An 11750-nucleotide genomic window follows, 5' to 3' on the forward strand; every position below is an offset into this window, starting at 1 on the left:
ATCACGACTCGCGTTGGCGGAAGCTGGCGGGCTCGATCCCGTGCCGCTGTAGCCGGTCGTAGAGGCTGCGGCGCGGCAGTTGCAACTCCGCGGCCGCGGCGCCGACATCGCCGCGTACCCGTTCCAGCGTGGCGCGGATCGTCGCCGCCTCGAATCGATCGACGCGTTCCGACAAAGGTAACTGATCCGCCACATCGACCACGCCGCCGTCGACGCCCAGCACGACGCGCGCCGCGAAGTTGCGCAGTTCGCGCACGTTGCCGGTCCAGTCGTCGCTGACGAGCCGCGCCTCGACGGCCGCGTCGATCATCGGGCGCGGTCGACCGAACCGCTCCGCGGCCTCGCCCAGGAAACAGGCGAAGAGCAGCGGCACGTCCGCGCGACGTTCGCGTAGCGGAGGGATACGCAAGCGTACCGTCTCCAGCCGGTAGAGCAGGTCGGCGCGAAACCGTCCCTCCGCCACGGCGGTGGTCAGTTCGGTCTTCGCGGCGGCGACGATGCGCAGGTTGACGATGCGCGGCGGCCCGCCGGGCTGCGGCAGCTCGCGTTCCTCGACGACGCGCAGCAGCTTGCCCTGCAACGCCGGCGACATGCTGTCGATCTCGTCGAGGAACAGCGTGCCGCGATCGGCGTCCGCGATCCGCCCGGGTTGAGCACGGCTCCCGAACAGCGCCTCGTCGGCGACCGCGTCCGGGAGCGCGGCGCAATCGACGGCCACGAGCTGCCGCGCGCGACGGTGGCTCCAGCGATGGAGCAACAGCGCGACCAGCTCCTTGCCGGTGCCGGTTTCCCCTTCCACCAGGACATCGACATCGACATCGGCAAGCTGACGGATCGTCTCGCGCAGTCGCACCATCACGGGCGTGTCGCCGATCAGCGGATAATGTGTCTCCGCCTCCGCCGCCGCGATCCGCAACCGGCGATTTTCGAGCACCATGCGCCGCATCTCCAGCGCGCGACGCACGCTGGCGATCAGATGGTCGGCGGCGAACGGCTTGGCGATGAAGTCCCACGCGCCGCGCTTCAACGCCCCCACGGCGGTGGCGATATCGCCGTGCCCGGTCATCAGGATCACCGGCAGGTCGGGGTCGCGCGCCGCGACCGCCTCGGCGACGGCATGGCCGTCCATCTTCGGCATCCGGATGTCGCTGACCACGATACCGGGGAAGTCGGCGCCGATCTGCGCGACGGCGGCGCGCGCGTCGGCGAACGGTTCGACATCGATCCCGGCGATCGCGAAACTGTCGGCCAGCGCGGTGCGCAGCCCGTCGTCGTCGTCGATCAGCAGGACGCGCAGCGTGCCCGATGGCGTCGGATCCGGCGTGTCGCTCATGCGCGTCGCACCGTCGCCGCGAACGCCGCCCCGCCCAGTGGGGAGGGCAGGATCTGCAACGTCCCGTCGAACTCCGTCATGATATCGCGAGCGATCCCCAGCCCGAGGCCCAGTCCATCCGGCTTGCCGGTCACGAACGGGCTGAACACCTCGTCGCCGAGCGCCGGATCGATGCCGTCGCCGTTATCCGCCACGATCAACCTCACCCATGGTCCTTCCTCTTCCACCAGCAGTACGATGTGCGGATCGGGGCGGCCGGCGACCGCATCGATGGCGTTGTTGACCAGATTGACGAGCACCTGTTCCAACCGCACGCGGCCGGCGACGACCTTCGGCAGGCCCGGCGCCGGCCAGTCCAGCGTGACCCCCTCCGCCCGCAGCCGGTCGCCGATCAGCAGCCGCGTTCCCTCCATCACCGCGTCCAGCTGGATCGGCTCGATCGTGCCGGTGCCGCGCCGCGCGAAGCGCCGCATCTCCTGCGTGATCGACCCGATCCGCCCGGTCAGCGCGATGCTGTTGTCCAGCGCGGCGCGCACACGGTCGAGCCTTTGTCCGTCGAGATGATGGACCGCGTTCTCGGCGAGCGTCCGGATCGTCGCCACCGGCTGGTTGATCTCATGCGCGAGGCCGGCGGTGATCGAGCCGAGCGAGGCGAGGCGATTGGCTTGCGCCAGTTCCTCGCGCGCGGCGCGAAAGCGTCGATCGGCCTCGGCGCGGCGCTCCATCTCGGCCTGGAGCGCGGCGGTGCGCTCCGTAACCGCTTGCTGAAGCTGCGTGCGCACCGCCGCCGCGCGCGTCGCGCGCGTCACGCGCCAGAGCAGCAGTGCGGCGGCGAGCGTCAGCACCAGCGCGAAGGTCGCGGTCGCCAGCCGTGCCAGCCCGGCCGCGTCGCGCAGCGCCCGTGTCACCGGCACCGCGCGCACCAGCCGCCAGCCCGGCGCACCCAGCGCGGTCGAGACGGTCACAACCCGCCGATCGGTGGCGGGGCGCAAATGGGTGAGCGGCAGCGGCTCCTCCCCGAACTGCCCGCTGGCGCGGATGCCCGCGCGGGTGGCTGGGGAGAGCGGTCTCAGTGTGCGGAGGCGTTCGCGCGGATCGGTCGCCGCCAGCACGATCCCGCGGGCATCGATCAGCAGCGTCAGGCCCGGATCGGTCGCCCAGGCGTTTGCCACGGCATCGAACTCGACCTTGACCACCACTACGCCCAGCGGCCCGTCCGGCCCATCGATACGCCGCCCCATGAACAGGCCCGGGCGTTTGCTGACGTTGCCGAGCGCGAAATATTCCGACGCCGCGTTGCGCATCGCCATCGTAAAATAGGGACGGAAACGATAGTCGTGCCCGACGAAGCTGCTCGGGGTCGCGGCATTGGACGCCGAAACGGTCATGCCGCCCGCATCGATCGCATAGATGACCGCCGCACCGGTTCGCGCCGCCAGCGGCGCCAGCTTACGGTCCAGCCGCCGTGCCGCATCGCCGCCCGGCCCGCCGGTCAGCGCGTCGCGAAGGTCGCCATATTCGCTCAGCACGATCGGCAGCAGACGGTATTTCGCCAGCTCGCTGTCGAGCAGCAGCGCCTGTTGCCGGGCACTACGCAGCGCCTCGTCCCGCGCCTGATCGAAGGCGCGCCGCTCCGCCCAGCGCGCGGCGGCCAGATAGAAGAGCCCTGTCGCGGCCAGCATCGTGAGCACGACGGCAAGCGGGACCGGGATGCGCAACGGCTTCATGAGCGTGCAAGATATTGCATTTGCCGCAACGTCGTCACGCGAATTCTTGCCAGATCGGCGCATCTCCGACGCGCCCGACAGGAAAAGTTACCCGAAAATTCATCAATTTAGCCTAAGCGGCATGGGGTTTTTGGGGTGTGTGTCGGTCGGGTCCATGCTGCGGGCAAGCCGAGGCAAACGGCGAGAGAGGGCTGAATGAGCAACGAAATCAATCGCGCACTGCGTCCATCGGGGTGGGTGCGACGCATCGCGAGTCGCAGCATGCTGCTGGGCGGGGCGATGCTGGTGGCCGGTACGGCGTCGGCCGATCCGGTCGGGCCGCAGATGACCGGCGCGAAGGAATCGCCCGCGACCCCGTCCGCCGTGGGGTATCCAGCGATCGGCAATGGTGAGGGGACCGTCCCCGGCAAGTACAACGTCTCGCGCTGGGCCGAGGACTGGCGCGGGATGCGCGATCCCGCGAAGCGCGACGATCCGCTCGACCGGTTGAAGTTCCTGCCGCTGACCGAAAGCGGCGACGTGTACCTGACGCTGTCGGGCGAGTTCCGCTACCGCGTGCAGGAAACCACCAACCCCGACCTGCGCGATCGCGAGGCGCAGCGTCAGGATCGCACCCGCATCTTCGCCGGGGCCGACCTGCACCTGGGCGATCACGTCCGTGTCTATGGGGAACTCGCGCACGCCGGGCTGCAGGGCATCAATCTGGGCAATCCGAACGCGAACCTGCGCAACAAGCTCACGCTGCAACAGGGTTTCGGTGAGGTGAAGGGCACGATCGGCGGTGCCGAGGTGGGCGTGCGCGGCGGGCGGCAGGAGTTTTCGGACGGCCCGAACCTGCTCCTGGCGGTGCGCGACGACCCGACGCTGCACTTCGTGCTGGACGGCGTGCGCGGCTATGTGCGGGGCAAGCGGGTGCGGGTCGACCTGTTCGACTTCAACTTCGTCAATTACGGCAAGCAGGGGCTCGGCGACGACCGCACCGATCACGCCCGCCGCTTCAGCGGTGCGACCTTCGGCTATGTCGTTCCAAATGATGTCCTGGGCAAATCGAAGCTGTTCTTCGATCCGTTCGTCTGGCGGCTGCGCACCGATCGCGCGACCTGGGGGCGGACGACCGCGCGTGAGGAGCGGATGTTCTATGGCCTGCACCTGTATGGCGACATCGATCGCACGACGATCGACTGGACCGTGAACTATCAGGACGGCAGCTTCGGCAACCGCTCGATCAGCGCGTGGCAGGCGTTCCTGGCGCAAACCTGGCGCATCGCCGCCAATCCCAACGCGCCGCGCGTCGGTGTCCATGTCGATTACGCCAGCGGCGGTGGCGCGGCCGATGGACAAGGCGATCTGCGCACGCCCAGCGGCCTGTACGGCAACAATATCTACTACAGCTATCAGCTGTTCCTCACGCCGACGAACCTCCTGGCGATCTCGCCGAACATCACCGTGCAGCCTGTCAAGAACCTGCGCGTCACCGCCGAATATACGATGGCCTATCGTCCGAACGAGGACGAGGCGGTTTATCGCGCATCGGGTGCGGCCTTTGCCGGGACGCAGAATGTCGCGGGCAAGCATATCGCCGACCTGATCCGCGCGCAGGCGGTGTGGAGCGTGACGCCGCGCATCTCGCTGACGGGACGCTATGAGCATATGATGGTCAAGGACGCACTGTCGCGAGCCGGGTACAGGGATTCGGACTTCCTGGCGGGCTGGATCAGCTTCCGCTTCTAACGAAAACAGAGGAGAAGAGTAGGATGGCGGGAGCGCCCGATAACACGTTACGGTTGAAGTCGATCATCGGCGGTTCGACCGGCAATCTGGTCGAGTGGTTCGACTGGTATGTCTATTCGGCGTTCACGCTCTATTTCGCGCCGCACTTCTTCCCGTCGGGCGATCAGACCGCGCAATTGCTGAGCGCGGCGGCGGTCTTCGCGGTCGGCTTCGTCATGCGCCCGATCGGCGCCTGGATCATGGGTATCTATGCCGATCGCAAGGGACGCAAGGCGGGGCTGACGCTGTCGGTGACGCTGATGTGCGCAGGCTCGCTCATCATCGCCTGTACGCCGGGCTATACGACGATCGGGCTGGCCGCGCCCGCGCTGCTGGTGCTCGCGCGGCTGATGCAGGGGCTGTCGGTGGGCGGCGAATATGGCGCCAGCGCGACCTATCTGTCCGAAATGGCCGGCAAGTCGCGGCGCGGCTTCTTCTCCGCGTTTCAGTATGTCACGCTGATTTCTGGCCAGTTGCTCGCGATCATGGTGCTGCTGATCCTGCAGTCGGTGATGGACAAGCCCGAGCTGGAGGCATGGGGCTGGCGCATTCCATTCCTGATCGGCGCGGTGCTGGCGGTGGTCGTCTTCTATCTGCGGCGCGGTCTGGCCGAAACCGAAAGCTTCAAGAACGCCAAGGCGCATGACGCACCGAAGTCGGGGTTCCTGGCGCTGCTGAAGAACCACCCGCGCGAAACGGGGCTGGTGATGCTGTTGACGGCCGGCGGTACGCTCGCCTTCTACGCCTATTCGATCTACATGCAGAAGTTCCTGGTCAACACGTCGGGCTTCTCGAAGGAAGTCGCGACGCAGATCAACGCGGTAACCCTGTTCGTGTTCATGCTGCTTCAGCCGCTCGCCGGCGGGTTGTCGGACCGGATCGGGCGCAAGCCGCTGATGGTCGCGTTCGGCATCGCCGGCGTGCTGTTCACCTATCCGATTTTCTCCGCGCTGGAGGGGACGCGCGATCCGGTGACCGCGGGGCTGCTGGTCATGGCTTCGCTGATCATCGTCACCGGCTATACCTCGATCAACGCCGTGGTGAAGGCCGAGCTGTTCCCTGCGCATATCCGCGCGCTGGGCGTCGCCTTGCCCTATGCGCTGGCCAATACGATTTTCGGCGGGACGGCTGAATATGTCGCGCTCAGCTTCAAGAAGCACGGGTGGGAGCAGGGCTTCTACTGGTATGTCACGGTGATGATCGGCATCTCGTTGCTGGTGTACCTGCGGATGCGCGATACCGGGCGGAACAGCCTGATCAGCGAGGATTGATCCTCGCCAAGCCCCTCCCCTGCGGGGGAGGGGTGAAGCGGCGGTGGTTTCCCTCGCCGCCCCGCATCGCTACATCCCGATCATGACCGACACGCTGCTCGACCCGCTCGTCCTTCCCGATTTCACCGCGCTGACGCCGGAGGCGATCGCGCCCGCGCTCGACGCCGCGCTGGCGCGCCATGCCGAGGCGGTGGAGGCGGTCGTCCGCGACCGTCCGACCACCTTTGAGACTGCCTGGCTGCCGCTGGAGCGTGCCGAGGCGGGCGTCGATGCGCTCTGGTCGGCGGTGTCGCATCTGCGCGGCGTGGCGGACACGCCCGAGCTGCGCGCCGCACATGCCGCCGGGCAGGAAAAGCTGGTCGCGCATTTCATGGCCGTCGCGCAGAACCGCGATCTCTATGACGTGCTGACCGCGCTGGAGGCGTCGTCCGGCTTCGCCGATCTGCCGCAGGCCGACCGCGTCGCGGTCGAACATGCCGTCCGCGACTTCCGGCTCGCGGGCGTGGCGCTCGACGACGAGAAGCGCGCGCGCTTCGCCGAGGTGTCGGTGGAACTGTCGTCGCTGTCGACCGAGTTCGGCAGCGCGGTGCTGGACGCGACCGACGCCTGGACGCTCCATATCACCGACGAGGCGCGCCTCGCCGGCCTCTCCGCCCCCGACAAGGCGATGTTCGCCGCCGCCGCGCAGGCCAAGGGGCTCGACGGCTGGCTGGTCACGCTGCAGATGCCGAGCGTCAATGCCGTCCTGACCTTCGCCGAGGATCGCGACCTGCGCGCCGACGTCTATCGCGCGTTCGGCACGCGGGCGTCGGATCAGGGGCCGAACGCGGGCGAATATGACAACGGCCCGCGCATCGCGCGCATCCTGGAATTGCGGCGCGAGGCGGCGACGCTGCTCGGCTTCACCGATCCGGTCGCCTTGTCGCTGGAGACGAAGATGGCGCCGAACGCGGGCGAGGTGCTCGCCTTCCTGCGCGATCTGGGGCAGCGCGCGAAGCCCGCGGCGCAGCGCGATCTCGACGCGTTGCGCGCCTTCGCTGCCGAAGAACTCGGCATCGCCGATTTGCAACCATGGGACGCGGGCTTCGCCGCCAACCGGCTGCGGCAGGCGCGCTATGCGGTCGATGAGCAGGAAGTGCGCGGCTATTTTCCGGTCGAGCGTGTCACCGCCGGCTGGCAGTCGCTGCTGGGGCAGTTGTTCGGGCTGACGCTGAAGCCTCGCGACGACGTGGCGCTCTACCATGATGACGCCTGTTATTACGACGTCGCCGACGACAGCGGCGAGGTGTTCGCGGGCCTCTACCTCGATCTCCACGCGCGTCCCGGCAAGCGCGGCGGGGCGTGGATGGCGCAGGCGCGGCCGCGTCTCCGCGATGGCAACAACGTCCGCGTGCCGGTCGCCTATCTGGTCTGCAACTTCGCGCCCAAGGGCGCGGATCAGCCGTCGCTGCTCAGCCACAACGACGTGGTGACGCTGCTCCACGAAACGGGGCACTGCCTCCACCACCTGTTCACGCGCGTCGACCGTCCGTCGATCGCCGGGACCAGCGGGTTCGAATGGGACGCGGTCGAGCTTCCCAGCCAGTTGATGGAGGATTTCGCCTGGGATCGCGCGATCCTGACCGCGATGTCGGGGCATCACGAAACGGGCGCGCCGCTGCCGCCCGAATTGTTCGACAGGATGGTCGCGGCGCGCCGGTTCCAGTCGGGGATGTTCATCGTCCGCCAGCTGGAGTTCGCGCTGTTCGACCTGCTGCTCCACCTCGGCACGATGGGCAGCGATCCGATGGAGGTGATCGACGCGGTGCGCGACGAGGTGTCGGTGCTGCGCCCGCCGGAATGGCACCGCTTCCCGCATGCGTTCAGCCACATTTTCGCAGGCGGTTATGCGTCGGGCTACTACAGCTATCTCTGGGCCGAGGTGCTGGCCGCCGATGGCTTCGGCCGCTTCGCCGAGAACGGGCTGATCGACCGCGCGACCGGCACCGCGCTGCGCGAGGAAGTGCTGGCGCGCGGCGCGACCCGTCCTGCGGCGGAGAGCTTCCGGGCGTTCCGGGGCCGCGATGCCGATCCGGTCGCGATGCTGGTCCGCCACGGCCTGCTGGAGGAGGCGCGATGAGCGTGCTGATCCTCACCACCGGCGGGACGATCGACAAGCTCTATTTCGACGCGCTGAGCGAATATCAGATCGGCGACAGCGTGGTCGAACGGCTGCTCAGGACCGCGCGCGTCGCGCTGCCGTTCCGCGTGCAGGAGCTGCTTCGCAAGGACAGCCTGGAGTTGACCGACGACGACCGCGCGATGGTCGCGCAAGCCGTGGCCGACGCGCCGGAAGAGCGCATCGTCATCACCCATGGCACCGATACGATGACCGAGACGGCGAAGGCGCTGGCGGGGAAGACGGACAAGACGATCGTCCTCGTCGGCGCGCTGGCCCCGGCGCGCTTCGCCGACAGCGACGCCACCTTCAACCTCGGCATGGCCTTCGCCACCGCGCAGGTCGCCGGACCCGGCGTGTGGATCGCGATGAACGGCACGATCTTCGACGGGACCAAGGTGCGCAAGGATCGCTCGATCAACAGCTTCGTCGCGGCATGACACGGGGCTGGCTGGCCGAGGCGATCCGCCGGATCGAGGCGGATTACAACCGCAGCGCCGATACCCATCTGATCCAGGTCGACCTGCCGCATCATGACGGCATCCATTTGTATCTGAAGGACGAAAGCAGCCACCCGACCGGCAGCCTCAAGCACCGCCTCGCGCGCTCGCTGTTCCTCTATGCGCTCTGCAACGAACGGATCGGCCCGGATACGTGCGTGATCGAGGCGTCGTCGGGGTCGACCGCGGTCAGCGAGGCGTATTTCGCGAAGATGCTGGGACTGCGCTTCATCGCGGTCGTCCCGGCCGCGACCGCCGCGCCGAAGCTCGACGCGATCCGCTTCCACGGGGGCGAGATCCACGCCGTCGACGATCCGCGCACCGTCTATGACGTCGCCAACGCCCTCGCGGCGGAGACGGGCGGGCATTACCTCGACCAGTTCACCTATGCCGAGCGCGCGACCGACTGGCGCGGCAACAACAACATTGCCGAGAGCATCTTCGCGCAGATGGCGGAGGAGGAGCATCCGGTTCCGTCGTGGATCGTCTGCGGCGCGGGCACGGGGGGCACCTCGGCGACGATCGGGCGCTTCATCCGCTATCGCCGCCACGCGACGCGATTGTGCGTGGCGGACCCGGTCAATTCGATCTTCCACCGCCATTATGCCGACCGCGCGGCGGTGGCGTTGCCCGAGGGATGCGCGTCGCGGATCGAGGGGATCGGGCGTCCGCGCGTCGAGCCGAGCTTCGTGCCCGGCGTGATCGACCGGATGATCGCGGTCGAGGACGGCGACAGCCTGGGCGCGATGCGCGCGCTGGGGCGGGTGCTGGGGCGGCGCGTCGGTGGCTCGACGGGGACGAACCTGTGGGCGTGCGCGCGGCTGATCCGCGAGATGGCGGCGCGTGGCGAGCGCGGGAGCATCGTGACGCTGCTGTGCGACGGCGGCGATCGCTACGGCTGCACCTATCATGACGAGGCGTGGCTGGCGGACAGCGGGCTGGCGTGGGAGCGCGCCGAGGCGGAGATCGGGGCGTTGCTCACCTGACGCCGTCATTGCGAGCGAAGCGAAGCAATCCAAGGCCACGCGCACGACGCCCTGGATTGCTTCGCTCCGCTCGCAATGACGAATGCTCCCCGACAATCCCCATCCATATCAACCTCTTCCCTTTCGCGCTTTCCCCTGCGGACGCCATCGGTTAACAGCCCGGCCATGACGGCGGTGGATCAACCCGCGCAGGGACGTTTCGAGGGAGGCTCGCACCTCTTCGCGCTGCGCGTCTATTTCGAGGACACCGACCTGTCGGGCGTCGTCTATCACGCCAATTACCTGCGCTTCATGGAACGGGCGCGCTCCGACATGCTGCGGGTCGCCGGGATCGACCAGCGCGCGCATTTCGAGGGCGGGGGCGGCGCCTATGCGATCGCCGACCTTGCCATCAAGTATCGCGCGCCCGCGAAGCTGGACGACGCGCTGCTGATCGAGAGCCGCGTCACGTCGATCCGCGCGGCCAGCGTCGTCATTCATCAGACAGTCAGGCGCGGCGCGGAATTGCTGACCGACGCGCAGGTGACGGCGGCGCTGGTCGGCCCCGACGGTCGCCCGCGCCGCCAGCCCGCGCACTGGATCGACACGTTCCGCCGTCTCGCCGCATTGGGGGAAGTTACGCCGTGAATCCGATTTTGCAGACCGACGCGGCCACGCTGTCGCCGATCGCGCTGTTCCTTCAGGCCGACTGGGTGGTGAAGGCGGTGATGCTGGGGCTGCTGTTCGCCAGCATCTGGACCTGGGCGATCATCATCGGCTTCTGGCTGAAGCTGGGCCGGACGCGCACCCGCACCGAGGCGTTCGAGCGCGATTTCTGGAAGGCCGACGATATCGACGCCTTCTACAAGTCGCAGACGCATACCGACCTGCCGTCCGCGCGCGTCCTGAACGCCGGCGTCACCGAATGGCGGCGCTCGACCGCGGGCAACAAGATCGACCGCGACGGCACGCGCGACCGGCTGGCGACCGTGATGGGATCGGCGGTCGCCAAGGAGATCGACCAGCTGTCCGACCGGCTCAACGTGCTGGCGACGGTCGGGTCGGTCGCGCCGTTCGTGGGGCTGTTCGGCACCGTCTGGGGCATCATGCGCAGCTTCACCGCGATCGCCAGTCAGCAGAACACCAGCCTGTCGGTCGTGGCGCCGGGCATCGCCGAGGCGCTGTTCGCGACCGCGATCGGCCTGTTCGCGGCGATCCCGGCGGTCATCGCCTACAATCGCTTCAGCCATTCGATCAACCGCATCGAGGCGCGGCTGAACCGCTTTGCCGATGGTTTCCACGCGACGCTCTCGCGGCAGCTCGACGGCGAACGCTGATGGCGATGCATCTGCCCTCCGCGCGGGGGAAGGGACGGCGCGCGCCGATGGCGGAGATCAACGTCACGCCGCTCGTCGACGTGATGCTGGTGCTGCTCATCATCTTCATGGTGACGGCGCCGCTGTTGACGCAGGGCGTGCCGGTGAACCTGCCCGACAGCCGCGCCAAGCCGCTGGATCAGGAAGTGCAGCCGGTGGAGATATCGCTCGACGAACAGGGCCGTCTGTTCATCGCCAAGGAGGAGGTCGCGCCCGACGCGCTCCCGGCGCGCCTGACCGCGATCGCCGACGCGGCGAAGGGCGATCAGCCGCCGCAGGTGTTCCTGCGCGCCGATCGCGGGCTGGATTACGGCCGCGTGATGCGCGTGATGGGCGAGCTGAACCGCGCGGGGCTGAACCGCGTCGCGCTGGTGACGGTGGGCGAGGAGTAAGTGGAGCGCGGTGAGAAGATCGGGCTGGGGCTGGCCGTTGCGGGACACGTCCTGCTGTTCGGCGTGCTCTCGGTCGGCTTCCTCGCCACCCCCAATCCGGTCAAGCTGAAGCAGAACCCGGTCGAGGTCAGCCTGGTCAAGGACGTCGCGCTGGAGGCCGCCGCGCCGCAGCAGACCGAAGCGCCGTCGCAGGCGGTCGCCCCCGACGTCGGCGAGCCGGAGGAAGCGCCGCCCCCCGCCGAGGCACCGCAGCAGCCC

10 protein-coding genes and 1 pseudogene are annotated in these 11750 nt (G+C 68.3%); 9 read left to right on the plus strand and 2 right to left on the minus strand.

Annotation, left to right across the window (positions count from 1 at the left end):
- Position 1: 1 nt before the first annotated feature.
- Positions 2–1333: a sigma-54-dependent transcriptional regulator gene (locus NS334_RS05475; protein ID WP_058754963.1), complete on the minus strand. Its 1332-nt coding sequence runs from the start codon at positions 1331–1333 to the stop codon at positions 2–4.
- Positions 1330–3060 (minus strand): sensor histidine kinase, encoded by a 1731-nt coding sequence (locus tag NS334_RS05480; protein WP_058754964.1) that lies wholly within the window; start codon positions 3058–3060, stop codon positions 1330–1332. Before NS334_RS05480 ends, NS334_RS05475 begins: the two co-directional genes overlap by 4 nt.
- 195 nt (positions 3061–3255) lie before the next feature.
- Here NS334_RS05480 and NS334_RS05485 point away from each other — a divergent pair, with 195 nt between their 5' ends.
- The 9 genes and pseudogenes from NS334_RS05485 to NS334_RS05525 form a co-directional block, all read left to right on the plus strand.
- Positions 3256–4791 carry an alginate export family protein gene (locus tag NS334_RS05485; protein ID WP_058754965.1) on the plus strand — a complete coding sequence of 512 codons (1536 nt, stop codon included), beginning with the start codon at positions 3256–3258 and terminating at the stop codon, positions 4789–4791.
- Between the two features lie 23 nt (positions 4792–4814).
- The gene (locus tag NS334_RS05490; protein ID WP_058754966.1) at positions 4815–6101 is read left to right on the plus strand and encodes an MFS transporter; all 1287 of its coding nucleotides are present in this window, start codon (positions 4815–4817) and stop codon (positions 6099–6101) included.
- 82 nt (positions 6102–6183) lie between these two features.
- Positions 6184–8220: a M3 family metallopeptidase gene (locus NS334_RS05495; protein ID WP_058754967.1), complete on the plus strand. Its 2037-nt coding sequence runs from the start codon at positions 6184–6186 to the stop codon at positions 8218–8220.
- Positions 8217–8699: an asparaginase domain-containing protein gene (locus tag NS334_RS05500; RefSeq protein WP_058754968.1), complete on the plus strand. Its 483-nt coding sequence runs from the start codon at positions 8217–8219 to the stop codon at positions 8697–8699. Before NS334_RS05495 ends, NS334_RS05500 begins: the two co-directional genes overlap by 4 nt.
- Positions 8696–9745 (plus strand): PLP-dependent cysteine synthase family protein, encoded by a 1050-nt coding sequence (locus tag NS334_RS05505; RefSeq protein WP_058754969.1) that lies wholly within the window; start codon positions 8696–8698, stop codon positions 9743–9745. The genes NS334_RS05500 and NS334_RS05505 overlap by 4 nt, the downstream gene beginning before the upstream one ends.
- A gap of 165 nt (positions 9746–9910) precedes the next feature.
- On the plus strand, positions 9911–10372 hold the full coding sequence (gene ybgC, locus NS334_RS05510; protein WP_058754970.1) for a tol-pal system-associated acyl-CoA thioesterase: 462 nt from the start codon (positions 9911–9913) through the stop codon (positions 10370–10372).
- Positions 10369–11061, plus strand: coding sequence for a protein TolQ (gene tolQ, locus NS334_RS05515; protein WP_058754971.1), 693 nt, complete (start codon positions 10369–10371; stop codon positions 11059–11061). Before ybgC ends, tolQ begins: the two co-directional genes overlap by 4 nt.
- Positions 11061–11492 (plus strand): protein TolR, encoded by a 432-nt coding sequence (gene tolR, locus NS334_RS05520; protein WP_058754972.1) that lies wholly within the window; start codon positions 11061–11063, stop codon positions 11490–11492. The genes tolQ and tolR overlap by 1 nt, the downstream gene beginning before the upstream one ends.
- A pseudogene (locus NS334_RS05525) lies at positions 11493–11750 on the plus strand (cell envelope biogenesis protein TolA); the annotation flags it as partial.

Source organism: Sphingomonas endophytica (assembly GCF_001476895.1).
Lineage (GTDB): Bacteria > Pseudomonadota > Alphaproteobacteria > Sphingomonadales > Sphingomonadaceae > Sphingomonas > Sphingomonas endophytica_A.